Source organism: Flavisphingomonas formosensis (assembly GCF_009755815.1).
GTDB lineage: Bacteria > Pseudomonadota > Alphaproteobacteria > Sphingomonadales > Sphingomonadaceae > Flavisphingomonas > Flavisphingomonas formosensis.
The window spans coordinates 260,099-285,337 of sequence record NZ_WRPK01000007.1; the positions used below are offsets into that span (position 1 = coordinate 260,099).

At 64.9% G+C, this 25,239-nt stretch carries 27 protein-coding genes, 1 tRNA gene and 1 pseudogene; 13 read left to right on the top strand and 16 right to left on the bottom strand.

Annotated features, from left to right (window positions below; translation table 11 throughout):
* Window positions 1–58 precede the first annotated feature (58 nt).
* The 8 genes from GQY20_RS19930 to aroQ all read right to left on the bottom strand — a co-directional run bounded on the left by GQY20_RS19930 (window position 59) and on the right by aroQ (window position 8,128).
* Window positions 59–874, bottom strand: a complete 816-nt coding sequence (locus tag GQY20_RS19930) for an SDR family NAD(P)-dependent oxidoreductase (protein WP_157218891.1) — start codon at window positions 872–874, stop codon at window positions 59–61.
* A 60-nt stretch (window positions 875–934) separates the two neighbouring features.
* A complete protein-coding gene (locus GQY20_RS19935; RefSeq protein WP_157218892.1) occupies window positions 935–1,882 on the bottom strand; it encodes an alpha/beta hydrolase in 948 nt (315 codons plus the stop codon).
* Between the two features lie 80 nt (window positions 1,883–1,962).
* A complete protein-coding gene (locus GQY20_RS19940; protein ID WP_157218893.1) occupies window positions 1,963–3,315 on the bottom strand; it encodes an LLM class flavin-dependent oxidoreductase in 1,353 nt (450 codons plus the stop codon).
* A gap of 218 nt (window positions 3,316–3,533) precedes the next feature.
* Window positions 3,534–4,409: an LLM class flavin-dependent oxidoreductase gene (locus GQY20_RS19945; protein WP_157218894.1), complete on the bottom strand. Its 876-nt coding sequence runs from the start codon at window positions 4,407–4,409 to the stop codon at window positions 3,534–3,536.
* Between the two features lie 145 nt (window positions 4,410–4,554).
* Window positions 4,555–5,628 carry a PA0069 family radical SAM protein gene (locus GQY20_RS19950; RefSeq protein WP_157218895.1) on the bottom strand — a complete coding sequence of 358 codons (1,074 nt, stop codon included), beginning with the start codon at window positions 5,626–5,628 and terminating at the stop codon, window positions 4,555–4,557.
* A 190-nt stretch (window positions 5,629–5,818) separates the two neighbouring features.
* Window positions 5,819–7,168 carry an acetyl-CoA carboxylase biotin carboxylase subunit gene (accC, locus tag GQY20_RS19955; RefSeq protein WP_157218896.1) on the bottom strand — a complete coding sequence of 450 codons (1,350 nt, stop codon included), beginning with the start codon at window positions 7,166–7,168 and terminating at the stop codon, window positions 5,819–5,821.
* 9 nt (window positions 7,169–7,177) lie between these two features.
* Window positions 7,178–7,657 carry an acetyl-CoA carboxylase biotin carboxyl carrier protein gene (accB, locus tag GQY20_RS19960; RefSeq protein ID WP_157218897.1) on the bottom strand — a complete coding sequence of 160 codons (480 nt, stop codon included), beginning with the start codon at window positions 7,655–7,657 and terminating at the stop codon, window positions 7,178–7,180.
* Window positions 7,658–7,693: 36 nt separating this feature from the next.
* Window positions 7,694–8,128: a type II 3-dehydroquinate dehydratase gene (aroQ, locus tag GQY20_RS19965; protein ID WP_157218898.1), complete on the bottom strand. Its 435-nt coding sequence runs from the start codon at window positions 8,126–8,128 to the stop codon at window positions 7,694–7,696.
* A 90-nt stretch (window positions 8,129–8,218) separates the two neighbouring features.
* Between aroQ and thiS the strand changes: the two genes are divergently transcribed.
* From thiS to GQY20_RS32950, 7 genes and pseudogenes are all read left to right on the top strand, one after another.
* A complete protein-coding gene (thiS, locus tag GQY20_RS19970; protein WP_157218899.1) occupies window positions 8,219–9,223 on the top strand; it encodes a sulfur carrier protein ThiS in 1,005 nt (334 codons plus the stop codon).
* Window positions 9,224–9,377: 154 nt separating this feature from the next.
* Window positions 9,378–9,815, top strand: a complete 438-nt coding sequence (locus GQY20_RS32945; protein WP_332836101.1) for a CsbD family protein — start codon at window positions 9,378–9,380, stop codon at window positions 9,813–9,815.
* A 117-nt stretch (window positions 9,816–9,932) separates the two neighbouring features.
* Window positions 9,933–10,009: transfer RNA gene (locus tag GQY20_RS19980), tRNA-Pro, on the top strand.
* A 200-nt stretch (window positions 10,010–10,209) separates the two neighbouring features.
* On the top strand, window positions 10,210–10,377 hold the full coding sequence (locus GQY20_RS19985; RefSeq protein ID WP_157218900.1) for an Arm DNA-binding domain-containing protein: 168 nt from the start codon (window positions 10,210–10,212) through the stop codon (window positions 10,375–10,377).
* Window positions 10,378–10,438: 61 nt separating this feature from the next.
* Entirely contained in the window at window positions 10,439–10,876 is a 438-nt protein-coding gene (locus GQY20_RS19990) for a tyrosine-type recombinase/integrase (protein ID WP_157218901.1), read from the top strand.
* 310 nt (window positions 10,877–11,186) lie between these two features.
* Window positions 11,187–11,447, top strand: a complete 261-nt coding sequence (locus GQY20_RS20000; protein ID WP_157218903.1) for a hypothetical protein — start codon at window positions 11,187–11,189, stop codon at window positions 11,445–11,447.
* A gap of 210 nt (window positions 11,448–11,657) precedes the next feature.
* Window positions 11,658–12,401, top strand: a pseudogene (locus tag GQY20_RS32950) (IS5 family transposase).
* Between the two features lie 207 nt (window positions 12,402–12,608).
* On the opposite strand, the gene GQY20_RS20010 reads toward GQY20_RS32950, so the two are convergent.
* Window positions 12,609–13,823, bottom strand: coding sequence for a cytochrome P450 (locus GQY20_RS20010; RefSeq protein WP_157218904.1), 1,215 nt, complete (start codon window positions 13,821–13,823; stop codon window positions 12,609–12,611).
* Window positions 13,824–13,933: 110 nt separating this feature from the next.
* On the opposite strand from GQY20_RS20010, the gene GQY20_RS20015 reads away from it, so the two are divergent.
* The 3 genes from GQY20_RS20015 (at window position 13,934) to GQY20_RS20025 (ending at window position 16,349) form a co-directional block, all read left to right on the top strand.
* Window positions 13,934–14,572 carry a cysteine hydrolase gene (locus tag GQY20_RS20015; RefSeq protein ID WP_157218905.1) on the top strand — a complete coding sequence of 213 codons (639 nt, stop codon included), beginning with the start codon at window positions 13,934–13,936 and terminating at the stop codon, window positions 14,570–14,572.
* Window positions 14,573–14,681: 109 nt separating this feature from the next.
* Window positions 14,682–15,914 (top strand): cytochrome P450, encoded by a 1,233-nt coding sequence (locus tag GQY20_RS20020; protein ID WP_157218906.1) that lies wholly within the window; start codon window positions 14,682–14,684, stop codon window positions 15,912–15,914.
* A 132-nt stretch (window positions 15,915–16,046) separates the two neighbouring features.
* Window positions 16,047–16,349 (top strand): VOC family protein, encoded by a 303-nt coding sequence (locus GQY20_RS20025; protein ID WP_157218907.1) that lies wholly within the window; start codon window positions 16,047–16,049, stop codon window positions 16,347–16,349.
* A gap of 96 nt (window positions 16,350–16,445) precedes the next feature.
* Here the strand turns inward: GQY20_RS20025 and GQY20_RS20030 are convergent, their stop codons facing one another.
* From GQY20_RS20030 to GQY20_RS20045, 4 genes are read right to left on the bottom strand one after another with little or no spacing between them, the layout of a single operon-like run.
* The gene (locus GQY20_RS20030; RefSeq protein WP_157218908.1) at window positions 16,446–17,360 is read right to left on the bottom strand and encodes an SDR family oxidoreductase; all 915 of its coding nucleotides are present in this window, start codon (window positions 17,358–17,360) and stop codon (window positions 16,446–16,448) included.
* 14 nt (window positions 17,361–17,374) lie between these two features.
* Window positions 17,375–17,695 carry a 2Fe-2S iron-sulfur cluster-binding protein gene (locus tag GQY20_RS20035; RefSeq protein ID WP_157218909.1) on the bottom strand — a complete coding sequence of 107 codons (321 nt, stop codon included), beginning with the start codon at window positions 17,693–17,695 and terminating at the stop codon, window positions 17,375–17,377.
* 32 nt (window positions 17,696–17,727) lie between these two features.
* Window positions 17,728–18,963 (bottom strand): acetyl-CoA hydrolase/transferase C-terminal domain-containing protein, encoded by a 1,236-nt coding sequence (locus GQY20_RS20040; protein ID WP_157218910.1) that lies wholly within the window; start codon window positions 18,961–18,963, stop codon window positions 17,728–17,730.
* Window positions 18,960–20,156, bottom strand: a complete 1,197-nt coding sequence (locus GQY20_RS20045; RefSeq protein WP_157218911.1) for an acetyl-CoA C-acetyltransferase — start codon at window positions 20,154–20,156, stop codon at window positions 18,960–18,962. Before GQY20_RS20045 ends, GQY20_RS20040 begins: the two co-directional genes overlap by 4 nt.
* A 136-nt stretch (window positions 20,157–20,292) precedes the next feature.
* Here GQY20_RS20045 and GQY20_RS20050 point away from each other — a divergent pair, with 136 nt between their 5' ends.
* From GQY20_RS20050 to GQY20_RS20060, 3 genes are all read left to right on the top strand, one after another.
* Complete coding sequence (locus GQY20_RS20050) at window positions 20,293–20,799, top strand: nuclear transport factor 2 family protein (RefSeq protein WP_157218912.1); 507 nt, start codon at window positions 20,293–20,295, stop codon at window positions 20,797–20,799.
* 162 nt (window positions 20,800–20,961) lie between these two features.
* The gene (locus GQY20_RS20055) at window positions 20,962–21,720 is read left to right on the top strand and encodes an SDR family NAD(P)-dependent oxidoreductase (protein WP_157218913.1); all 759 of its coding nucleotides are present in this window, start codon (window positions 20,962–20,964) and stop codon (window positions 21,718–21,720) included.
* Complete coding sequence (locus GQY20_RS20060; protein ID WP_157218914.1) at window positions 21,717–22,265, top strand: nuclear transport factor 2 family protein; 549 nt, start codon at window positions 21,717–21,719, stop codon at window positions 22,263–22,265. The genes GQY20_RS20055 and GQY20_RS20060 overlap by 4 nt, the downstream gene beginning before the upstream one ends.
* A gap of 71 nt (window positions 22,266–22,336) precedes the next feature.
* Here GQY20_RS20060 and GQY20_RS20065 read toward each other — a convergent pair whose 3' ends face one another.
* From GQY20_RS20065 to GQY20_RS20075, 3 genes are read right to left on the bottom strand one after another with little or no spacing between them, the layout of a single operon-like run.
* Complete coding sequence (locus GQY20_RS20065) at window positions 22,337–23,122, bottom strand: SDR family NAD(P)-dependent oxidoreductase (RefSeq protein ID WP_232476166.1); 786 nt, start codon at window positions 23,120–23,122, stop codon at window positions 22,337–22,339.
* Entirely contained in the window at window positions 23,119–23,934 is an 816-nt protein-coding gene (locus tag GQY20_RS20070) for an FAS1-like dehydratase domain-containing protein (RefSeq protein WP_157218916.1), read from the bottom strand. The genes GQY20_RS20065 and GQY20_RS20070 overlap by 4 nt, the downstream gene beginning before the upstream one ends.
* Complete coding sequence (locus GQY20_RS20075; protein ID WP_157218917.1) at window positions 23,934–25,097, bottom strand: acyl-CoA dehydrogenase family protein; 1,164 nt, start codon at window positions 25,095–25,097, stop codon at window positions 23,934–23,936. Before GQY20_RS20075 ends, GQY20_RS20070 begins: the two co-directional genes overlap by 1 nt.
* Between the last annotated feature and the right edge of the window lie 142 nt (window positions 25,098–25,239).

Sequence of the window (25,239 nt, forward strand, 5' to 3'; positions counted from 1 at the left end):
GGTGCCGAGCATGCGCCGAAGGCGCATTTCCATACAGACTCCTAGACGCAAGCTGGGTTCAGCCGGGCGCTTCAACGCTCCGGCGCCGGAACTTCTCCGACATATAGGATCCGGCGGCCGCGGCACCACCGTCGACGGGTAGCACGACGCCGGTAATATATGCGGCTTCGGGCGCGGCGAGCATCAGCACCGCATAGGCGATCTCGTCGGCCTGACCGAGCCGTGCCACCGGAATATGCTGAGCCCGCGCGCTATATGCTGCGGGCGACCAGGCTTCGCGCAGCAACTCCGTGTCGATCGGGCCCGGTGCGATCGCGTTGGCGGTGATGCCGTGATCGGCAAGCTCCAGCGCCATGGCGCGAGTGAGGCCGATCACGCCGGCCTTCGCAGCACCGTAAGCGGGGAAATCGAGCGGACCCATCATCCCGGCGATAGACGTTATCGATATGATCCGGCCGTAGCCGGCCGTCGCCATCACCCGCGCTGCCGCCTGCGAGCAGTGGAATACGCCGGAGAGATTGATGCCGATGTGATCGGCCCAATCCTCCGCAGATTGATCCAGGAACGGGGCGCTGCGGGCGATGGCGGCGTTGTTGACGAGAATGTCGATGCGGCCGAACGCCTCCGCCGCAGAGGCGACCATGGCATCCACCGAAGACCGGCTGGCAGTGTCGACCGAAAGCGCGATGGCACGTCCGCCGCTTTCTTCTATCGCGCTGACGGTCTGCCGGGCTCGTTCGATCGCGATGTCGGCGATCGCGACCGCCGCGCCCTCGCGCATGAGCCGCAGCGCCACGGCGCGGCCGATCCCGCGGCCGGCGCCGGTAACGATCGCCGCTTGTCCCGTCAGCTTGCCCTGATCTGCGTTCGGCATCCCATCCTCCCCATCCTTATGATGCGGCTTCTGCCAGCGCGGCGGTTCGAACCGCTGCGCTCAGCCCGCGCCGTACAGCGCGCGTTTCAGCGCTTCCAGCCGATCGCGTGCGGCGACCCGCGCCAGCCGTGTGTTCGGCGCGAGCTCGAAGCCGTGAAAGGCGCCGGGATAGACGTGCAGCTCGACGGGAACGCCGGCGCGCGTCAGGCGCAGCGCATAATCGACATTCTCTTCGAGGAAGAGATCGAGCGAGCCGACCGAGATATAGGCGGGTGGCAGGCCCGCGAGATCCTCGGCGCGAGCGGCTGCGGCGTATGGCGATATGCCGGCACCGCCCGGTTTCTCGCCGAGCAGCGCGTGCCAGCCGAAGCGGTTCGAAGCCGGAGTCCAGATGAACTCGCCAACATAGGGATGCGCATCGCGCACGCAGGTACGATCGTCGATCATCGGATAGATCAGCCGCTGGAAGATCAGCGGCACTTCGCCGCGATCGCGGGCGAGCAGGGCGAGGGCCGCGGCCAGGCCGCCACCGGCGCTCTCGCCGGCGACCGCGATCCGCGTCCGATCCACGCCCAGCTCTTCAGCGCCATCATGCAGCCATTTCAGCGCGGCGTAGCAATCCTCGAGCGGCCCGGGATGCGGCGTCTCCGGCGCCAGCCGGTAATCGACCGAGACGATGACGCAGCGGGCGGCATCTGCCGTCACGGCATTGCCGGCGCTGCTCATCTCCGCCGTGCCCATCACATAGCCCCCGCCATGGATGTGCAGCACCGCGGGCAAGGGGGTCTCGGCCGGCTCGGGACGAAAGATGATGATGCCTACATCATGTCCGCCGACCCCGGCGATCCTGCGGCGCTCGATCGTGATGCCGTGAGCGTCCGGAACGGGCAAAGCGAGATCCTGCCGTGCCGCGCGCATTGCGGACAGGGTGGCACGATCGAACTCGAACTGTGGGAAGACATCCAGCGTGGGCAGCAGATCCGGATCGACGAGATGGCGGGTCGACATGGAGCCTCCGTATCGGCGGGTGGAACATTGGGGCCAAGCCATTCTGCGTCGCCCGGCCTGCGCACGACGATGGACGTCGGCTATTTCGCTCCTTCAGGATTTCGGGCGTGCGGATCGATCACCGCTTGTCCGCCTATGTCCATCGCGGCTTTGCGGGCATGCGGATCGAAGCTCGGGATGGAAAAGCCGCCACCGCGATCGCCCAGCACCTCGGGCTTGGAAACGCTGATGTCCGTCGTGTTGCGGCGACCGTAGGAATCGATCGTCGGTATTGCGGCTTCGGCCAGCGGAGCCATGCGCTGCTTCCGCGCCAGCGCGGCCTCGATATAGGGCGCCAGCTCCTCGGCTTTCTGTTTCTGGCGGATCGCATCGCGTTCCTTGAACGCAGGCAGCAGCTCGCGCGCGAACAGCTCCAGCGATTCGCAGATATGCGCGTGGCGATTCTTGCCGACCTGCTGGACGAAGATCAGCTGGTCCATGCCGATCTTCTCATAGCGTTCGAACTGCTCGCGCACCTGGTCCGGCGTGCCGATGCCGCCATGGCCGCTATTCTCGGGGATGGTGTCCTCCACCTCCTTGAACTTGCGCCACAGTTCGGAGCGGCCGGGCCGATGCTGGCCGTAGGCGGCGACATAGCCGAGCGAATAGCCGAAGAATTTGAAACCCTCCCGCCCACGCGCGATCGCCTCGGCCTCGTCGGCGTGGACGGACATGGCGCTGACGATCGCGATATTGGGGTTCACCCTGTGACTGATCGGGACGCATTCGTCCGATTTGATGATGTCATAATATTCCTGGACCCAGTGCGCGGCCTGCTCGGGCTCCACGAAGGCGAAGGCAAGCGCGCCGAGGCCCATGCGCGCGGCGCGGTGAATCGACTCACGGCGGGAGCAGGCCAGCCACATCGGTGGGTGCGGCTTCTGCACCGGCTTGGGTACGATGTTGCGCGCCGGCATGCTGAAATATTGGCCCTGGAAGCCGGGATAGGGCGTCATCGCCAGCATGTTCGCGGCCTGCTCTGCGCCCTCGCGCCACAGCGCGGTCTTCTGCGCGGGATCCTGGTTGAAGCCTTCCATCTCCAGCGCGCTGGCGGATTCACCGGTGCCCCATTCCACCCGGCCGCGGGAGACGAGATCGAGCGCCGCGATCCTCTCGGCGGCGCGCGCAGGATGATTATACTGCGGCGACATTAGCATCACGCCATGGCCGAGCCGGATATTCCTGGTCCGTTGCGAGCAGGCGGCGAGGAAAACCTCGGGCGCGGAACTGTGCGAATATTCCTCGAGGAAGTGGTGCTCGACCTCCCAGACATAGTCGATACCGAGCCGATCGGCCAATTCCACCTGGTCCAGCGCCTCCTGATAGACGCGCAGCTCGGACTCCTCGTCCCACGGAGTCGGGACCTGATGTTCGTAGAACAGGCCGAATTTCATCGCATTTCCTCTCCCAGGGGCTGCGGATGCGTATCCTATCTGTTTTATGGATACGCAGATGCGATGCCATGGTGGCGACGGGCGGGCAAGACCTAACTCCCTCTCCCCTCCGGGGACGGCCCGTCGAGAGAGCGGTCGACATCAGGGGCGCGGCTTGCCACCGTTTCGACGTGCCCCCTTATAACCCTCTCCCCGGAGGGGAGGGGGCTTTAGGTGCCTCACCGCAGCAACTCGGCCAGCTTGTCTACCTCGTCATAATGGGCCGTCGCGGGGACGATCAGCAGTTCGTCCGCGCCGGCAGCGCGGACATTGTCGATCGCTTCCAGTATGGCGTCGGGCGTATGGCGGGTCATGCTGTCAGCGACGTAACGCCCGATCTCCTCGCCCTGATATTTCATATAATCATAGACATAGCTTTTGAGCTCGGCCTCGGCGTCGGGCGCCAGCGAGTACCAGAAGCTGCCGACCAGATAGGGTTTGTCGGTCCGGCCTTCTTTCACCCAGGCCTCTTTGGCCATGTCGAAGATGCGCTCATGCCCCTCGCGATCGCCGGCCATCGAGGTGCCGTAGATGCCATCGGCCCATTTGGCAGCGCGGGCGATCGCCTTGGGGCCCATCGCGCCGGCATAGAGCGGGATGTTCGCGCCTTGCGGCGAGACCGGGCCGACCTCGTCCGCGCCCTCGAACACCGGCTCGCCGCGCCACACCCGGCGCATCTCGAGTGCCTGCTCGTCCATACGCTGGTGGCGCCGTTCGAATGGTGCGCCGACCGCCTGATAATCCTTCTCGCGCCCGCCGATGCCGACCGTCACCGAGACGCGGCCGTCGGAGAGAACGTCGAGCGTCGCGGCCTCCTTGGCGGTCATCACGGCGGACCGCATCGGCAGCACGTAGAGCGACGGCATGATCCGCACCCGCTCCGTCACGGCCGCCGCGGCGCAGAGAATGCTCTGCATGTCATAGCTGTGGTTGGTAATCCGTTCGCCGCAGGACAGGCTGTGGAACGGCCCGGCTTCGATCTTGCGCGCCCAGGTGAGAATCCGCTCGCGATCATAGTCGCGCACCATATAGGGCATGCACACGCCGATCTTCATCGTTCGCTCTCCGCTGTCGTCATCGCTCCGTTCGCCCATCGGGCGAGCGGTGAGGCTATCAACGGGGCCTGTAGCCCAACGCATCTGCTGTCGCGCCGCCGAAATGATCCGTCCGTTCTTTTCCGGCCCTATCCGCGCGGCGTGGCTAAAAAAGGCTGAGCTGTGGGCCCGGCGGCGCGCGGAACAAGTCGGTGCGCAGGCGAATGCGCTCGTTCTTCAGGCCGTAGCGCTTGCACGCGATCTGGAAGCGGGTGCGGATCAGGTCGTACCAGGGGCCTTCGCCGCGCATCCGGCTGTGGAAATTGGGATCATTGTCGCGCCCGCCGCGGATCGAGCGGATCATGCCCATGACCTTGCCCGCTCGGTCCGGGAAGTGCGTGTCCAGCCAGGCGCGGAACAGCGGCGCCACCTCATGCGGCAGCCGCACCGGAATGTAGAAAGCGCCGATCGCGCCGGCGTCGGCCGCCGCCTCGACCAGATGTTCGAGATCGTGATCGGTGATCGCCGGTACGATCGGCGCAATCGAGACATAGGCCGGAATCCCTGCCTCGCGCAGCCTGCGCACCGCCGCCAACCTTTTTTCCGGCCGCGGTGCCCGGGGTTCCAGGGTGCGTGCGATAGCGGGGGTGAGCGAGGTGATCGATACCGCCACGGCGCACAGCTGCTGCCTCGCCATCGGCGCCAATATATCGATGTCGCGCGTCACCCGGTCCGATTTGGTGGTGATGGTCAGCGGATGCCCGGTTTCCGCCAGAACCTGCAGCACCGATCGGGTGATCTCCCAATGTTCCTCGATCGGCTGATAGGGATCGGTGTTGGTGCCGAGCGCCATGGACGAGACGACATAGCCGGGCTTGGCCAGTTCGGCGCGCAGCAGCGTTGCGGCGTCGGGCTTGGCGAACAGCTTCGATTCGAAATCGATGCCGGGCGACAGGTCGTGAAAGGCATGGGTCGGACGGGCGAAGCAGTAGATGCAGCCATGCTCGCACCCCCTATAGGGATTGATCGAGCGATCGAAACCGATGTCGGGCGACTGGTTGCGCGCGATGATCGTCCGCGGGCGTTCGACGGTGACGGTGGTGCGCAGCGGCGGCGCGGCACCATCAATCTCCTCGCGTGCATCCAGCCAGTCGCCATCGGCCTCGGCGAGCGGAAGATTGAAGCGGCCGCTCGTTGCGTTCTGCGTCGCGCCGCGGGCTGGGGAAGGCTTGGAGCGCATCCGGGAAGGATAGCGTTCCGTCGGAACAAATCAAGAACAAGAATCATCCTCCCCCTCTGGGGAGGGCTATCGCATATGAACACTGCCCTCCATCCTCCCCATCGAAGATGGGGGGATGAGAAACGCCCGCATCCGCCCAGCTGGCAATATGCGATAACCCTGCCCTGCGGGGGAGGATGAAGGAAAGGCGTTACGCCCCCTGCTTGGCCAGCCAGGCCTCGAGCCACTTGATCGTATAGTCGCCGGCCTGGAATTCGGGATCGTCGAGCAGCGCCTGATGCAGCGGGATCGTCGTCGTCACGCCCTCGATCACGAATTCCTCCAGCGCACGTCGCAGGCGGCGGAGCGCGCCCTGGCGGGTGGTGCCGTAGACGATCAGCTTGGCGATCATGCTGTCATAATAAGGCGGCACCCGATAGCCGGCGTAGAGGCCGCTATCGACGCGCACATGCATGCCGCCGGGCGCGTGGAACTGCTTCACCAGGCCGGGGGAGGGCGCGAAGGTCCGCGGATCCTCGGCATTGATGCGGCATTCGATCGCATGGCCGCGAAATTGGACGTCCTCCTGGCGGAGGGTCAGCGGATGGCCTTCCGCGATACGGATCTGTTCGCGCACGAGATCGAGGCCGGTGATCGCCTCGGTCACCGGATGCTCCACCTGCAGGCGGGTGTTCATCTCGATGAAGTAGAAGCGGCCGTTCTCGTAAAGGAACTCGATCGTGCCGGCGCCGCGATAGCCCATTTCCGCCATCGCCTTGGCGACGATGCCGCCCATCTCCGAGCGCTGCTCGGCGCTGATCACGGGAGAGGGCGCCTCTTCCAGCACCTTCTGGTGGCGGCGCTGCAACGAGCAGTCGCGCTCGCCGAGATGGATGGCGTTGCCGTTGCCGTCGCCGAAGATCTGGAACTCGATATGGCGCGGATCGCCGAGATATTTCTCCATATAGACGGTGGCGTCACCGAACGCCGCCCTGGCCTCGCTGCCGGCCTGCGCCATCAGCGTCTCGAGCTGATCCTCGCTCGGGACCACCTTCATGCCGCGGCCGCCGCCGCCCGACGCGGCCTTGATCAGCACGGGGTAGCCGATTTCGGCGGCGACACGCTTCGCCTCGTCCAGATCGGTCAGCGGTCCATCGGACCCGGGGACCAGCGGCAGGCCGAGCGCAGCGGCGGTCGTCTTCGCCTGGATCTTGTCGCCCATCGTCCGGATATGTTCGGGCTTGGGGCCGATCCAGATGATGTTGTGGCTCTCGACGATCTCCGCGAAGCGGGCGTTTTCACTGAGAAAGCCATAGCCAGGATGGATCGCGTCAGCGCCGGTGATCTCCGCGGCGGAGATGATGTTCGGGATGTTGAGATAGCTTTCCGTCGCGGGTGGCGGGCCGATGCAGACGGCCTGGTCCGCAAGGCGGACATGCATTGCGTCAGCGTCGGCGGTGCTGTGCACCGCCACCGTCTTGATGCCCATTTCATGGCAGGCGCGGTGGATACGGAGCGCGATCTCGCCGCGATTGGCGATCAGGACTTTCTGGATGGCCATGCGCGTGCCTTACTCGACGATGACGAGCGGCTGATCATACTCCACGGGCTGGCCATTATCGACCAGCACCGCCTTCACCGTGCCGCCGCGTGGGGACACGATCGGGTTCATCACCTTCATCGCCTCGACGATGAGCAGCGTCACGCCGGCAGCGACCTTGTCGCCGGGCTGGACGAAGGGCTTGGCGCCCGGTTCGGCGGCCAGATAGGCGGTACCGACCATGGGCGACTTGACCGCTCCCGGATGCTCCGCGCTGGCAATTTCAACCGGCGCGGCCTGCGGCGCGGCAACGGCTACGGGCGCGGCCGCAACCGGCGCTGCGGCTACGGACAGCGTCTGGGCGGGCACCGAAATGTTGCGCACGACGCGAATGCGGCGATCGCCATCCTGCACCTCGATCTCGGTCAGCCGCGTATCGTCGAGCAGAGTGGCGAGTTGACGGACGAGATCGGGATCGACCTGCATCGCGCTGCCGTTCTTGTCGCTCATCAGTGACCCTTTGTTGTTGATGTCGGGGCGCCCATGTCAGAGCTTTGCCGCCGCGTCCAGCGCGAGGGCATAGGATAGCGCCCCGAAGCCGGCGATTGTTCCTTTTGCAGCCTGTCCAACGAAGCTCCTGTGGCGAAATTCCTCGCGCCTGTGCGGATTGGACAGATGCACCTCGATCACCGGCACCGTGATCGCTTTGATCGCATCGTAAAGCGCTAGCGACGTATGGGTGAAGGCGCCGGCATTGAGCAGCACCGCCCTGGCGCCGGCGGCATTGGCCTCGTGCAGCCAATCGACGAGATGGCCTTCATGGTTGGACTGGCGCATATCGATGACGAGGCCGAGCGTGCGCGCCTGATCCTCCAGCCGGCCGGCAATGTCGTCGAGCGTGTCATGGCCGTAGATTTCGGGCTCGCGCAGACCCAGAAGGTTGAGGTTCGGGCCGTTGAGGACGAAGACGGTATCGGCCATCGGGTGCCTTTCGGTTGCGGCGTCGCTTGGCCGATCCCTATATGGCGCCATGCGCGTTCGCGCAAAGGCAGCAGACAAGGGTTCAGGACGATGACGACGGACGGCACGATCATGCTCACGGTGAATGGCGAGCATCGCCGCGTGCCGCAGGGGCTGACCCTGGCTGCCCTCGCCGAGGAGCTCGGCCTCGATCCGGCCAAGGTGGCCGTAGAGCGCAATCTCGAGGTGGTGCCGCGTTCGACGCTCGATCAGGTGCTGGCCGAGGATGGCGATGATCTGGAGATCGTGCATTTCGTCGGCGGCGGTGACCATCCCGCACCCGTCGTGGACGACAGCTGGACCGTTGCCGGCAAGACGTTCCACTCCCGGCTGATCGTCGGCACCGGCAAATACCGGGATTTCGCGCAGAACGCCGCTGCGGTCGAAGCCTCCGGCGCGGAGATCGTCACCGTCGCCGTGCGGCGCGTGAACATCGCCGATCCCAAGGCGCCGATGCTCACCGATTTCATCGATCCGAAGAAGATCACCTATCTGCCCAACACTGCCGGCTGCTTCACGGCGGAGGATGCGATCCGCACGCTGCGCCTGGCGCGCGAGGCGGGCGGCTGGACGCTCGTCAAGCTCGAGGTGCTGGGTGAGGCCAAGACGCTCTATCCCGACATGGTCGAGACGCTGCGCGCCACGGAGATCCTTGCCAAGGAAGGGTTCGAGCCGATGGTCTATTGCGCCGACGATCCGATCGCGGCCAAGCGGCTCGAGGATGCCGGCGCGGTCGCGATCATGCCACTCGGCGCGCCGATCGGATCGGGCCTCGGTATCCAGAATCCGGTGATGATCCGGCTGATGGTAGAAGGGGCCAAGGTGCCCGTGCTGGTCGATGCCGGCGTCGGTACCGCGTCGGATGCGGCGGCGGCGATGGAACTCGGTTGCGACGGCGTGCTGATGAATACCGCGATCGCCGAGGCGAAGGATCCGGTGATGATGGCGAGCGCCATGAAGGCTGCGGTGGCGGCCGGACGCCTTGCCTATCGCGCAGGCCGGATGGGCAAGCGCCGCTACGCCGATCCCTCCAGCCCGCTTGCCGGCCTCATCTGAATCCGATGGCGCGGAGGGCAGGATCTTCTTCGCAAGCGGCAGGGGCATGAGACGGATCGGGCCGGCTATGCCGGGCTCGTCTGCGCGAGCACCCAATTCTTCCATAAGCTGCGGGACCATCTGAATCCTGGCTGGCGCCGGCCAGGCGCCGATGATGCTGATGGCATTTGGTGGTCTGGATGTTTACCACCGGCGCAGGCGGTGCGGCGTTCGCCATCGGATCGCAAACGCCCTTCTCGCTCGCCGCATCGACCAGTTCGATCCTGCTCCTTGCCGCCGTCCCGGACACATTGTCGCTGCGCGTGCCAAGCCGATTGAGGCGAGCAGCGGAACCAGGCCGCTTTCCCGCTCGTTTATCTGGCAATTCCAACGGGTGCGGCGTGGGCCGCGCCGGCAGCGAAGGAGACCAGCGATGGGCGAGATGATGGACAAGCTGAAAGGCCATGCGAACGAGGCCGTCGGCAAGGCGAAGCGCGCGATCGGCGACGCTATGGATCGCCCCGATATCGTGGCGGAAGGCGATGCCCAGGAGGCGAAGGGCGACGTGCAGAAAGCCAAAGGTGCCGTAAAGGGAGCGATCAACAAGGTGTGATCGCTTACGGATAGACAAGAACAAGGGCGTCATTCCTAGATGGATTGGCGCCCTTTTATAATGCATGCCTGGCCGGGTTGCGGCATCGGCCGGAGGAAACTAAGGCGATGCTCCAGTCGGGGAGTAGCGCAGTCTGGTAGCGCATCTGCTTTGGGAGCAGAGGGTCGCAGGTTCGAATCCTGTCTCCCCGACCATCGACCCATTTTCAGGCCATCCCAGAGGTGCTCGGAATGGATCGGTGCGCCCCTCGTCTTTTAACTAAATCAATGACTTAGTGTCTCAGTGCGGCTCAGAGGCTTGCCTTGCAGCGCGTTGCTGTTGTCGGCTATTTGTTTGTTCAACGATTTCCGAACCAACACCAAACCAACAGTTTGGCGAGCCAGGCAGACACGCGATGCTGACCGATATCAGTCTCAGGGCCCTCCAGCCCAAGCCAACAGCTTATAAAAAAGCAGATGGAGGCGGCCTCTTCATCTCGGTTAGACCAAACGGAGAAAAATCCTGGGGACTCGCGGTCAGGGTGAACGGCAAACAGCGGTTCCTGAGCGGCGGCCTCTCCTGACGTGAGCTTGCGGGAAGCCAGGGATTGGCGCGCAGCCGTAAAGGCACAGCTGATCTTGGGAATGAAGCCCACTGCGCGGCCGCATGGTATCCTTGATGGTGACGCCGAACCACCCGCTGCCGCTACGGGGGCGACCTTCGAGGCGGTAGCGCGGGAATGGCACGGCACGCGCCGCGCCGGCTGGACTGCCAGATATGCCGGTGTCATCATGCGGCGTCTCGAAGGGGATATCTTCCCCGTGATCGGCAACGAACCGATCAGGGACATCACGCCGCGGCAGATGCTCGAGGCGCTGCGCGAAATCCAGCAAAGCGGCTCCGTCGAGATGGCTCATCGGGTCAAAAATCACTGCAGCGAGATCTTCCGCTACGCCATTCCAGACGGACGTTGTGACAGCGATCCGTGCCGCGACCTCTCCCCCACAATGGCGCGCCCCACACCCGTGCGGCATATGTCCAAGGTAGCCGCAAAGGAGCTTCCCGGTTTTTTGCGCAACTGAACGCCGACGGTGGAGAAAGGCTGAGCCATCTCGCTGTGCGTTGGACGATCATGACGATGGTCCGATCGCAGGAAACGCTGTTTGCTGAGTGGTCCGAGTTCGAGGATCTCGATGGTGCCAAGCCGCTCTGGCGCATTCCCGCCGAGCGGATGAAAATGCGCTCGGAGCATCTCGTGCCGCTATCGTCCCAAGCTATCCCGATCTTGAGGGAACTTCATGGTCTGAACGTCTTTCGGAAAACGGGTAATATGCGGCCCGTTACCTCTTTCCAATGGCGAGCGCCCGTTCGGAGGTGATCAGCGAGAACCGCATGCTCGATATCCTGTACCGGATGGGCATGCGCGGCAAGGCGACGGTCCACGGCTTTCGCGATCTCGCCAGCACAGTACTCAACGAAAGCGGACAATTTCAGGCTGACTGGATCGAGCATCAACTCGCCCATCAACCGCGCGGCGTGCGCGCGGCCTGCAATTCCGCTCGCTATCTCCAGCACCGCCGCGTGATGATCCGATTATCTCGAAGAAGCGGAGCGGCGAGGCATGAACCCGACGCGCTCCGCACTGGTACCTGAACGAGCCGCTGCGTATGCCCGATTACCATGGGATTGAAAGCGCGACCGAAATCCCTTTCATGGCAGCGCAGCGCGTGTTCGCGGTCCGCTCGTGAGCGATACGACCGTAATCAGGTCAGTTTTTGAATTGGTAGAATCTGGGGTTGCTAGGGTCAGGACCCATTGATGTGAGAGGCGCGATCTGATTCAGGCTCCGCAAGGAGACTGGATGTGAGCGATCTCTACTGGCTGACCGACGAGCAGATGGCGCGGCTCGAGCCGTATTTCCCGAAGAGCCATGGCAGGCCGCGGGTTGACGATCGGCGGGTGTTGAGCGGGATCATCTTCGTGATCGCAACGGGCTGCGCTGGCGGGACGCGCCGAAAGATTATGGGCCGCACAAGACGCTGTACAACCGCTGGAAGCGCTTGGGCCAGATGGGTGTCTTCACCCGGATGATGGAAGGATTGTCCTTCGCAGGCGCCGATCGGAAGACGGTTATGATCGACGCGACCTATCTGAAGGCGCACCGCACGGCATCAAGCCTCGCGATAAAAAGAGGGACCTCGGACGCCTGATCGGCCGCACCAAAGGCGGCATGAATACGAAGCTCCATGCGGTTACCGATGCGAACGGTCGCTCTTTGAGCTTCTTCATGACCGCCGGTCAGATCAGCGATTATATCGGCGCAGCGGCCCTGCTCGACGAACTGCCCAAGGCGCAATGGCTGCTCGCCGACCGTGGCTACGATGCCGACTGGTTCAGGGATGCCTTGGAGAACCCTGCATCCCAGGCCGAAAATCCCGCAACGAGCCCATCAAATACGACAAACGCCGCTATCGCCGTCGCAACCGCATCGAGATCATGTTCGGCCGTTTGAAGGATTGGCGTCGGGTCGCCACGCGTTACGATCGATGCCCGACCACGTTCTTCTCCGCCATCGCGCTCGCCGCCACCGTCATCTTCTGGATATGACCAATGAGTTCTGACCCTAGACAAGAGCGCTCACGATTGCGCGAGATCCGATCGACGCGCCTTCTATGGCGAAGCTGGTAGGCGTGGCTTACGAAGAGAGTGTGCCCTGTGCTGGCGGCTTGGGCTCGACCGTCAGCGCTGTAATGGGCTCGGTCCCCCGGCGTTCGCCGCTTGCGGATCGAGAACCGGGCATCGCGTTCGACCCGCTCACCGTGGCCAACAGAGCGAAAGTGTGATCATCGCGTTGTTCTTGCCGGATTCCGCGACCACCTCCACGCCTGGCTTGAGTGAGAAGGAGGGTATGCGCGTGAACCAGGCCTCCAGGAACTTGCGCAGTTCCAGCCGGGCGAGATGCGAGCCAAGGCAGCGGTGCGGGCCGCTGCCGAAGATCAGGTGCGTCTTGTTTTCGCGGCGGAAATCGATCCGGGTCGGTTCAGGGAACTGGCGCTCGTCGAGCCCGAACAGGGTGGTCGAAAGGACGACCGGCTCGCCCGCGCCCATCCGCACGCCTTTATAGTCCATGTCGTCGCGTACCATGCGGGCGAGATTGGTGATGCCGTGATAGCGCAGCAGCTCCTCGGTCGCGTCGGGGATCATCTCCGGCTGCTCGGCGAGCTGGCGCTGATGCTCCGGGTGGGTCGCGAGGAAGCGCATCGAGAAGCCAAGCTCGGCGACGACCGTATCCAGCCCTGCGAACATCAGGTTGATGCACATGCTGAACACCTCTTGCTCGGTCGCGGGTCGGCCGTGGATGGTGCTGGCGATCACCTTGCTCGTCAGGTCCTCGCCGGGATTGCGGCGCCGTTCGGCGATCTTCCCGCCCAGATAGGCGATCATCGCGTCCATCGAGGCCTGCACGGCCGCCGGATTGGGACTGCGCGTCTGGTCTTCGACCAGCGGGAGGAGCATTGCGGCATCCTCCATCGGGAAATCCATCATGCCAAGGAAGACGCCGATCGGGAGACGCTGGGCGACGGCGCTCTGGAACTCGCATTCGCCGTCGGCGAGGAAGCCCTCGATCAGCTCGGCGCAGAGCTCACCGACGATCTCGTCGTAGCGCTTCAGCGCCTTGGGCGAGAACGCCGGGGCGAGCGCATTGCGATATTCGTTGACCTCGGGCGGATCATATTCGGCCGGCGCGAAGCGGAAGCCGGTGTCGACGAAGGGCACCGCCACGATCCGGCTCGAGAACAGGCCGTGGTTGCGATAGGCCTCCTGGATGTCCTCCGCGCGGGTGAACACCCAGTGGCCGCCGTTGCGCGGCGTGTAGAAGATGTCGGGCCCGTCGTGCAGCGCATGCCATGCGAGATGGATGTCGCCATCGACCGGCTTCAGCCCGAATATGTCGATGTCGCGCACCAGATGGGGCGGCACATGATCCGGGATCGGCGCGAGGCTGCTCATCGAACTGTGCGTGTTCATCGTCTCTCCTGACGCGATCCTGCGATCCCGCTCTCGTCCGCAGAGCTATCATTCACTTTGCATGCAATCAAGCCGGCTCTATGGATGCGGCGTGGACGATCGGAGCGGATATGGCCAAAGCGAAACTGAAGGGCATCGATCGCGGCGAGCGGCTGGCGCTGGTGACGTCCGAATGCCAGTCGGCGATCGTCGACCCGGCGATCGCGATGTTCAAGGGGTTGGCCGAGGACGTCGAGCAGCGAGGCGTGCTGCCGCGGATTGCCGGGCTGGCCGCTCTATGTCGGGCTGCTGCCATTCCGGTAGTTCACTGCACCGTGCGGCTGTTGCCCGATGCGTACGCCTTCCCTGCCTGCTCGCCGCTGCAGGCGATCATGAAGCGCAATCCGCTGCTCCGGCGCGATCGGCCTGAATCCTGGCTGCACCGCGCGCTTGGCGCCGATCCGGCGGATATCGTCTCCGACCGGATGCACGGTATCACCGCCTTCCACGGCACCGAACTGGAGTCGATCCTGCGCGGGCTTGGTGTCGAAACCCTCCTGCTGACCGGCGTCTCGACCAATATCGCCCTGATCGGCACGGCGATCGAGGCGGTGAACCGCGGTTTCTCGGTGGTGATCCCGGCGGACTGCGTGGCAGGCGGAACGCCGGAAACGCACCGCCATTCACTAGAATACACCCTGCCGATCCTGGCCACGGTCACCGATGTGGAATGTCTCGTGCCGTTTCTAGTCGGGCGGCGGCGGATTTGATGTGATCGCGTGTATCTGCCATATTGCATGCAAACTGCTCGGCGTGTAGAAAGCGGCGGGAAAGGCCGGCCCTGTCTCCGGCGATACAGACGATCGGGAGTTGCTGAAAATGGCCGATGCTGCGCTTGCGATGGAAGCGACCCGAACGGTGCCGCCACATGTGCCCGCTGATCTGGTTATCGAGTCCGATTTCCACAGCGGCCCGGGCTTCGCGACCGACCCGTTCGGCGCCGTCGCCTGGCAGACGACCGGGCCGCGGATCTTCTATTCTCCGACCCATTACCTTTTGCCGGGCTGCTGGGTCGTGACGCGTGCCGAGGACATCCGCTACGTGCTGCAGACCCCGGAGCTGTTCTCCAGTAGCGGCGGCATCGGCTTCTCCGCGCTGATCGACGAAGCCTGGGATCTGATTCCGGTAGAGCTCGATCCGCCTCATCATGCGCCGTTTCGCGCGCTTCTCAATCCGCTGTTCTCGCCTAAGGAGGTCGGCAAGCTCGAAACCGGCGTACGGCTTGCCGCGACGAGCCTGGTCGATCGGTTTGCAGATGCGGATGAGGTCGAGTTCATCGGCGCGTTTGCACAGCCCTTCCCGGTTTCCGTGTTCCTGCAACTGCTGGGCCTGCCTCTTGAAGAGATGCCGCAGTTCCTCGAGTGGGAGGCGGGACTGCTCAAGAGCTTCAGTCTGGAGGACCGCAAACGTGCGGCTGCCAACATTGTCGGTTATCTGCGCAATGCTATCAAGGATAGGCGCGCCAACCCCGGCACCGACCTGATCAGTTGGGCGACCCATTCGCAGGTCGACGGACGCGCGCTGACCGACGACGAGGTGATCGGGATCTGCTTCCTGATGTTCATCGCGGGGCTGGATACGGTCGCCTCGTCGCTCGGCTTCCATTATCACTATCTGGCGACGCATCCCGAGTTGCAGGCGCAGCTGCGCGCCGATCGTAGCCTTATCCCGACCGCGGTCGAGGAGTTCATGCGGCTCTACTCGATCGTCATCAACCACCGCCGCGTGGTGCAGGATACCGAGATTGCCGGCGTAACGCTCAAGAAGGGCGACTGGATGACGGTGCCAACCTTCAACGCCAGCCTCGATCCTGCCGAGTTCCAGGATCCGCGCACCTTCATCCTCGATCGGCCCGCCAACCGGCATGTCGCTTTTTCATACGGGCCGCACCGTTGCCTGGGATCGCACCTTGCGCGGCGCGAATTCGTGGTGGCGATGAACGAGATCTTCGATCGGCTGCCGACGTTCCGGCTGAAGGAGGGGGCGCCGTTCCGGACCGTGGGCGGGGCGGTGTTCGGGGTGGAGGAACTGCATCTCGTCTTCGAGCGCTGAGGGGGAGGGCGCGATGGACCAGCGCGTCAGCATGGTCATGACCGGTGCCCAGGACGTGCCGGCGCTGCGTGCCCTCTACGAGCAGGGGCTCGGCTGGACGCCCTGGGGGGGGCGACATTCGGCGATGTCGCGATGTACACGGTCGGCCACTCGGTGCTCGTGTTCCTGAACGGCGACTATCTGGCCGCGGAACGCGGCGAGGCATTGAGCACGGGATCGCGCAGCTCGCCGGCGGTCTTCGTCGAATCGAAGGAGGCAGTCGACGCTATCTACGCCCGCGCGCTCGCCGCTGGCGCACGGGGAACGAGCGGCATTCGCGATCGCGACGAGGGGCTCTACACCGGCTATTTCGCCGATCCCGAGGGAAATAGCTGGGAAGTCGTCTGGAGCCCGCACATGCCGCTCGACGAGACGGGCGCGCTCATGGCCGGATGATGTCGGCTTGCGACGTCCTCCTGACGTAGGCTCATGATTGCCGGATAGGTCCTCTCCCGCAAGCGCGGGAGAAGACTCAATGCATCGAACGGCGTCTCAAATCGGATCCCATGCGAAAACGTCCGCCGATACCTGCAGCGGAAACAGGTTCGGCCGCATCGCCGGCATCAATTCATCCGCGATCGTCGCTGGCGTCCAGCCTTGCTGGCGATGGACCGAGCGCACCGGACGCGGGGGCGAGAACAGGAATACCTCGTTGCGCCGGACGCAGAAGATCTGACCGGTTACATCCGCAGCCGCATCGGAGCAGAGATAGGCGACGATCGGCGCCACCGTCTCCGGCGTCATTGTCTTGAGTCGCTCGATCCGTTCCTTCTGCGCCTCCGTTTCCGCCGGGATGCTGGCGGTCATCCGGCTCCAGGCGAAGGGTGCGACGCAGTTGGAGCGCACGCCGAAGCGTTTCATGTCGAGCGCGATCGAGTTGGAAAGGCCGATTACGCCCATCTTGGCCGCCGAATAGTTGGACTGGCCGACATTGCCGATCAGTCCGGAGGTCGACGTCATGTGCACGAAGGCTCCGCCGCCCTGCTCGCGGAAATGCGGCGCGGCGGCGCGCGAAAGATGAAAGCTGCCGCCGAGGTGGACGTCGAGCACCGCCTGCCAGTCGATCGCGCTCATCTTGTGGAACATGGCGTCGCGCGAGATGCCGGCGTTATTGATGATGCCGTCAATCCGTCCGAATGTGCGGATGGCATCGTCGACGATCGATCGCGCGCCTGCGGGATCGGCGACATTGGCGACATTCGCCACAGCCCGGCCGCCCGAAGCGGCTATCTTGGCGACCGCTTCGGCGGCGGGCCCCGCATCGATGCCTTCGCCGCCGAGTGAGCCGCCAAAATCGTTGATGACGACCGCGGCGCCCTCTGCAGCGCATTCCATCGCGATCGCGCGTCCGATGCCGCGTCCCGCGCCGGTAACGGCGATGACCTTGCCTGCGAGCAATCCCGACATATGCATGATCCGTTTCAGAGCTGCGAGGCGGGCAGGTTGATCACCAGACCGTTCAGCGCGCCGGTCAGGGGGATCTGGCAGGACAGGCGGCTGGTCTCGTCGGGATCTACCGCCATCTCCAGCATCGTTTCCTCCTCGACGCCCGGGCGGCCGACCTTCTCGATCCACTCGGGCGCGATGTGGACATGACAGGTGGCGCAGGAGAGCGCACCGCCGCAATCGGCCAGGATGCCGGCGACGCCGTTGTTCAGCGCCACCTGCATGACGCTGTCACCCTCATGGCCCTCAACCGTTCTCTTCTCGCCCTTGTGGGTCACGAACGTCACTTCCACCATTTCCTGCTCCCTCGATGCGGCGTGTGCCGCGTTCACATAGACCGGCGCAGGCTATGCCACGCGCGGGAAAGACTGTCCCTGGCGGGTTCGGCGGCGATCGCGATCAACGCTTCCGCCCGCTCGTCGAGCGAGGCATTACGCAGCATCGCGACGCCATGCTCGGTGACGACGGCGTCGACGTCGGTGCGCGCCAGCGAGACCGAAGGCGCCTCGATCCGCGGCACGATGCGCGAGACCGTGCCGCCGCGCGCCGTCGCCGGCATCAGGATCATCGAGAGCCCACCCGGCGAGCGCATCGCGGCGCGCGCGAAATCGGGCGCGCCGCCGACCCCGCTGTTCAGGCGGCCCGATTGCCATTCGAGATTCGCCTGCCCGAACAGATCGACCTCCAGCGCGGAATTGATCGCGAAGAAGCGATCCTCGAGCTGGAGCGTGCCCGCGTTGTGAGTGGTGCGGGCGTCGGCGAGGTGGAGACCGCCCCAGTCGGCGAGCCAGCGATAGAAGGACTCGTCGCCAGCGGCGATGCCGGCGACATGGCCTGCAGCCTCGCGCCACACGCCGGCCTCGGCGAGCGGACGGAAGGCGGCGCCGACGAGGCCCGAGCGCAGCCGCAGGTCGCTATGGCCGGCGAGCGCCGGCCATAGCGCGCCCGGCGCTCCGCCGATCCCGATCTGGATCGCGGCGCCGTCCGGAATCAGGGCGGCGGCGCGCGTGGTGATCGCGCGGATGTCCGGGGCCGGCTTGCCGCCATCGACGGTCAGGAGAGGGGCGTCGAGCGTGTAGACCGCGTCGGCCTCTGCGAGCGCGATCGACGGGCCGGGTATCGCCGGCATGGCTGAATTGACGATAGCGACCCGCCGACGGGCGCGGGCCCAGGCGATCGGTGAGAAATCGGCGGCGATGCCGAAGGAGCATCGGCCCGCTGCATTCGGCGGCGCGACATGCGTGAAGGCGGTATCGAGATCGGCCTCGTGCTCCAGCCACGCCGCGATGCCGCTATAGGGCAAGGGGTGCAGCCGGACCTTTCCGGCATCGAATGAAGTGCGCAGCGCAGGCGGAAGCAGGAAGACGGTTTGCCGCGCATCGGGCGCCAGCGCGGCATAGTCGAAGCCGTTGATGCCGGGCAGCGGGCAGCCGACGATGTGAACGCCTGCCATCCGTCCGGGATCGGCGGCCAGCCGCTCGGTGAGCGCGACGATCTCGCCGGTGGCGCCCGGCAGGTAGATCGTCTTTCCCGGCGTGAATTCCGCGAGCAGGGCGTCGGTCATGGCCGCTCGAACAGGGCGGCGATGCCCTGGCCGCCGCCAATGCACATTGTCTCGAGCGCATAGCGCCCGCCGCGGCGCGCCAGCTCGTGAAGCATGGTGGCGAGGATGCGCACGCCGGTCGCGCCGATCGGGTGGCCGAGCGAGATGCCCGAACCGTTGACGTTGATCCGATCGTGGTCCGCGAAGCTCCAGCCCTTCATCACGGCAAGCACCTGGACGGCGAATGCCTCGTTGATCTCGATCAGGTCGATCTGGTCCCAGCCCATGCCGGTGCGCGCGAACAATCGCTCGACGGCGGGCACTGGGCCGATGCCCATCCGTGCGGGATCGCAGCCGGACGCCGCCCAACCGAGGCACCAGGCCATCGGCTCCAGCCCGAGTTCGGTCAGCCGGTCCTCCGCGACCACCAGGCAGGCCGCGGCGGCGTCATTCTGCTGGCTACTGTTGCCGGCGGTGACCGTGCCGCCGGCGATCAGCGGGCGGAGGCGGGCGAGCGTCGCCATATCGGTGTCGCCGCGGACGCCCTCGTCGCGATCGAACAGGATCGGATCGCCCTTCTTCTGCGGCACCGGCACGGGCACGATCTCGTCGGCGAAGCGTCCGTCCGCCCAGGCACGCGCGGCGCGGCGCTGGCTCTCTACTGCGAAGGCGTCGGCCGCCTCGCGCTCGACGCCGTAGTCCTGTGCGAGAGTCTCCGCGGTTTCGATCATCCCGGAGATGACGCCGAACCGCTCGACCGGCTGGGATCGCTCGCGCCCGCGATCGAGCCGGTCGTAGAGCTGCACCGTGCCCGCGCGCGCGCCGCCGCGCATCGAGGTCGTATAATATTCGATGTTGCTCATGCTCTCGACGCCACCGGCCAGCACGACGTCGGCCGCGCCGGACTGAACCATCATCGCCGCGGTCATCACCGCCTGCAGCCCGCCGCCGCAGCGCCGGTCGATCTGGAAGCCGGGCACCGCAATCGGCAGGCCGGCGGCCAGCGCCGCCCAGCGGCCGATGCAGGGCGCCTCGCTGTTGGCATAGCTCTGCGCGAAGACGACGTCGTCGATGCGCGTCGGATCGATCCCGCTGCGATCGACCAGCGCGGTAATGACATGCGCCGCAAGCCCCTCGGCGGGTAGCGGGGTCAGAGCGCCGAGGAAGCGCCCGACCGGCGTACGCAGGGGGCTGACGATGGCCGCTCGCCGCATTCTTGTCTCCAGCGGAATCTCACCGCGTGCATGTAAAGCCTGGGCTTGTGCTGTCGGCTTGGGCCCATATTCTACCAAAGCTTATAGACATCGAAAAAATTGCATGCAATCATCGATTCTCATCAAGGAGAGGTCGATGGGCACGGATGCAATGCAGGTCTTCTGGGACCACAAAGCGATCGCGGACAAGCTGGGGCTGTGGTGCCGTATCGTGGATACCAAGGATCTGAGCCGGATGCCCGAGGTGTTCGACCGGGAGATCTTCTGGGATTATGGCAAGGGTACGTCTGAGCAGGGGCTCGACAATGTGATCGCGCGTATCGACGCCCATCTGGTGAGCGAATCGCTGTGCGGCGCCACCCAGCATCATCTCGCCAATCTGCGGATCGACGTCGACGGCGATGCGGCCGAGAGCGAGGCCTATTTTTTCGCCGCCCATGCCGGCGTCGGCGTACTCACCGGCAAGACGCTGCTGCAATGGGGCAATTACAACGACTTCTGGCGACGCACGACCGAGGGCTGGCGGATCGTGAGGCGCCTGTATCGGATCGACATCTCGGACGGGCCGTTGGAGGTGGTCTACGGCAACGGCACCGCGGCGATGTGGCAGGAGGACGACGAGCGTGCGTTGAAGTGTGCGTGAGGCAGGCCGGCTCCGGCTCCGTTCGGGCCGAGACCGTCAATGCCTCTCCTGTCTTCGTCTGTCCGATCAAGGAATGACGACGGAAGCAAAGGCTCCGACAGACCCAGTCCGAACGGTGGTGGGTTCGCCCCACGTTCGATTACAAGACAGCGGAGAGACGAGATGGAATTCGAAGGTAAGGTAGCGATCGTCACTGGCGGCAATTCGGGCATTGGCGAGGCGGTCGCCTGGCGTTTCGCCGAGGGCGGCGCGAAGGTGGTGATCATCGGCAACAATCCCGAGACCTGCCGCGCGAAGGCGGAGGCACTGCGGGCGGCGGGCCATGAAGTGGCCTTCCACGCCGGCGATGTCTCGCGCGAGGCCGATGTGAAAGCGGCGGTCGACCTTGCGGTTGGTCGCTTCGGCCGCCTCGATTTCGCGATCAACAGCGCCGGTATCTACCAGAACCAGCCCTGCACCGTGGTCGACATGGAAGCCGACTATTTTGATCGCATCGTCGCGATCAACCTGCGCGGCATCTTTCTCTCGATGAAATATCAGATCGCCGCAATGCTGAAGAGCGGCGGCGGCTCGGTGGTTAATGTCGCGTCGGGCGCAGGCATCCGTGCGGTGCCGTTCGCATCCGGCTATGTGGCGGCCAAGCATGGCGTGATCGGGCTGACCAAGACCGCCGCCTATGATTTCGGCACGCAGGGGGTGCGGGTCAATGCGATCTGTCCCGGTCTGGTGAAGACGGCCATGACCGGCTTCCTCGATCAGCTCGAGCCCGAGGCCGCAGCCTTCTACTTCAAGGCGAACACCATGGAGCGGATCGGCCTACCGGAGGAGATCGCCAGTGCGGCCGCTTGGCTCTGCTCGGAAGGCGCGTCCTTCACCACCGGCCTGATCATGCCGGTCGACGGCGGGTACAGCGTCAAATGAAGCGGAGCGCGCCGGCGATCACGGCCGAGACGCTCATCGATCGAGCAATCATCTCCGATCAGGTCTATCGCTACATGAAGGGTCTGGATACGCGCGACTTCGATCTCGTGATGTCTGTGCTGACGCGGCCCTTCCACATGGAGGCTTGGCAGCTCGGCGTGGATCGCGAGCTCATGCCGGAGGACTATGTGCTGGGCCTTGGGCCGGCACGCTTCCTTCCGGGATTCGACGTCACGGTGCATATCAGCACCAATCATCTGATTACCGTCCATGGCGACACCGCGCATGTCGAGACCAAGCTCTATGCCTGTCATTATATTCAGGAGAAAGGCGATGAGCGGCGCAACATCGGAGGCAACCGCACTCCGAGCGTCAACATCCATTGCAACAAGCAGATGCCGTGGGAAGGCTGGCTCACGCGGCAGGACGACGGCAACTGGCTGTTCCACAAGATCCGGATGGGCACCTTCGCGAGCGAAGGCGATACGCGGGCATTCGACATTTCGCTTGAGCGCTCGGGGCATCTGGATGTGGCGTCGGGTTGAACGGCGTGAGGTAGTTTCTTCGTCACATTGATGAAGCAGGTTCCCGACTTTGCTCCAACCGGACCGGACGGTTACAAGGTGAACGAATAGCCGCCGTTCACCGCGATCGTCTGGCCGGTGATCCAGCCCGCGGCATCGGATGCCAGGAAGCACGCCATCGCCGCCGCATCGTCGGGCGTGCCGAGCCGCCGGATCACATAGCTGTTTAGGATCTTCTCGCGGAACGCGTCGTCCGCGAAAGCCTCGGCCGAGGTTGGCGTCATGGTGGCGCCGAGCGAGACCATGTTGACAGTGATGCCGTGGCGGCCGACCGAGCGGGCCAATGCTCGCAGAAAGCCGGCGGCGCCGGCCTTGGCGCCGCTATAGGCTTCGAGCCGGGGCTCGCCCATTCGGCCGGCCTCGGACAGGATCGTCACAATCCGGCCGTCGCCGCCGCGTGCGATCATCTGCGGGATCGCGGCGCGGCAACAGTGCATCACGCCGAACAGGTTGACCGCGAACCAGCGTTGCCAGTCATCGGCCGGCAGCTCCCAGAAAGGGCGGTCGCCGGGCTCGGGCCGGGCCAGCGGTCCGGCATTACCGGCGTTGTTGATCAGGATGCCGATCCTGCCCAGCGTGGCGCCGACCTGCGCCATCATCGCCTCGACGGCGCCGGAGTCCGTCACGTCGGCGGTGACCGCGATGGCTCGGATGCCCGCGGCTTCGATCTCGGCCGCGACCGCGGCGGCGCGTCGGGCATGGAAATCGTTGACCGCTATGCCGCTGGCGCCGCAGCGCGCGAGGGAGAGGGCGATTGCGCGGCCAATTCCCTGGCCCGCGCCGGTGACCAGCGCGACCCGGCCGCCGCAATCGATCACGCCGCGCCGATCCGGGCAGTCATGCCCGTCACCCCGGATGCGTCGCGTGTCCAGAGGTCCGCTCCCGCTCGGCATAGATCGAAGACATCGGTATCGAACAGCGGCCGCTGGGCGCGGAACGAGAAGCTCTGCACCCGCCGGTCGGGCGCGGTCGCCAGAAAATGGTGCATCAGCAGCATCGCCTGCAGCGGGCCGTGGACGACGAGGCCGGGATAGCCTTCCTCGTCCCGCGCATAATCTCGATCATAGTGAATGCGGTGCGCATTGAAGGTTAGGGCGGAAAAACGGAACAGCATGACCGAATCGGGTACGATCCTGGTGGTATCATCGCTTGGCCGTGGCGCTTCGGTCGGCACCTGCCCGGACATGGGCGCGGACGTGGCGGCCTCGCGATACACGAGAACCTGTTCCTCGCTGATCGAGGCCACGCCGGCGGCGGCAATCTCGTGGCGCAGCGTGACGAACAGCAGGTCGCCGCTCGCGCCGCGCTTGGGCGTGATCGCGGCGATGCTCGAGCGCCGGACCAGCGGGGCGCCGATCGCGATTGGCGCATGGAAGCGGAGTTTGCCGCCCGCCCACATCCGTCGCGGCAGCGTGATCGGCGGCAGCAAGCCGCCGCGCTCCGGATGGCCGTCGCGGTCGATCCGCGATTGCCGGGTCTGCGGCAGGAAACACAGCCAGTGGGCGAGGGGCGGGGCCTCACCGGTCCAGGGCTCTCGGTCGAGCAGCGCGGCAAGGCCGGCCAGCGGCGCGGCCGCCATCACGTCTTCCGTTTCCTCGGTTCGCCCGACCCAGGCGGAAAAGTCTTCCATCAGAAGCTTTTCGGTAGGCCGAGCACATGCGTTGCGACATGGCTCAGGATGAGGTTGGTCGAGATCGGTGCCACTTGGTAGAGCCGCGTCTCACGGAATTTGCGCTCGACGTCATATTCCTCGGCAAAGCCGAAGCCGCCATGCGTCTGGACGCACATGTCGGCAGCATACCAGCTCGCTTCGGAGGCCAGCATCTTGGCCATGTTCGCCTCCGTGCCGCAGGGCAGGCCTTCGTCGAACATCCGCGCCGCCTTGCCCACCATCTCGGCAGCGGCGGAGAGTGCCACATAGGCACGCGCGATCGGAAATTGGATACCCTGATTCTGCCCGATCGAGCGGCCGAACACCATGCGGTCCTTCGCATAGGCCGAGGCGCGATCGATGAAGAAGCGGCCATCGCCGATGCATTCGCTGGCGATCAGGATGCGCTCGGCATTCATGCCGTCGAGGATGTAGCGGAAGCCCTTGCCTTCCTCGCCCACCAGGTTCTCGACGGGAACCTCGAGATCGTCGAAAAACAGCTCGGTGGTCGCGTGATTGAGCATCGTACGGATCGGTCGGATGGTGAGGCCATTGCCGACCGCTTCACGCATGTCGACGAGCAGAACGGAAATGCCGTCCGACGTCTTCTTCACCTCTTCGCGCGGTGTCGTGCGCACCAGCAGCACCATGAGGTCCGAATGCTCAGCGCGGCTGATCCAGATCTTCTGGCCGCTGACGACATATTTGTCGCCGGCTCGCTTCGCGAACGTCCGGATGCGAGTGGTGTCGGTGCCGCTGGTCGGCTCGGTGACGCCGAACGCCTGCAGCCGCAACTCGCCCGAGGCAACCTTGGGTAGATAATCCGCCTTCTGGGCAGGCGTGCCATGCTTGAGCACGGTGCCCATCGTGTACATCTGCGCATGGCATGCGCCGCCGTTGCAGCCGGAGCGGTGGATCTCCTCCAGCACGGCGGTTGCGGCGCCGAGTCCGAGGCCCGAACCGCCAAACTCCTCCGGGATGAGCACCGACAGGAAACCCGCTTCGGTCAGCGTACGGACGAATTCGGTCGGATAGGTCCGGTCGCGGTCCAGCCGCTGCCAATATTCGCCCGGAAAGTCGGCACACAGCCGGCGGACCGCTTCGCGAATTTCCGGATAGGATGGCTCGTTAAGTTCGGACATATCATCCCTTCATTGCATGCAATATGAATAGGCCGATCTTACTGTCAGTGCAAGCGCGGGTCACGGAAAAAGGTTTTTCGGTGACGAAGCGGGCTAATTTCGATGCCGGCTGATGCAGCTCTGGGCCGGTCGAGCGCAGCGG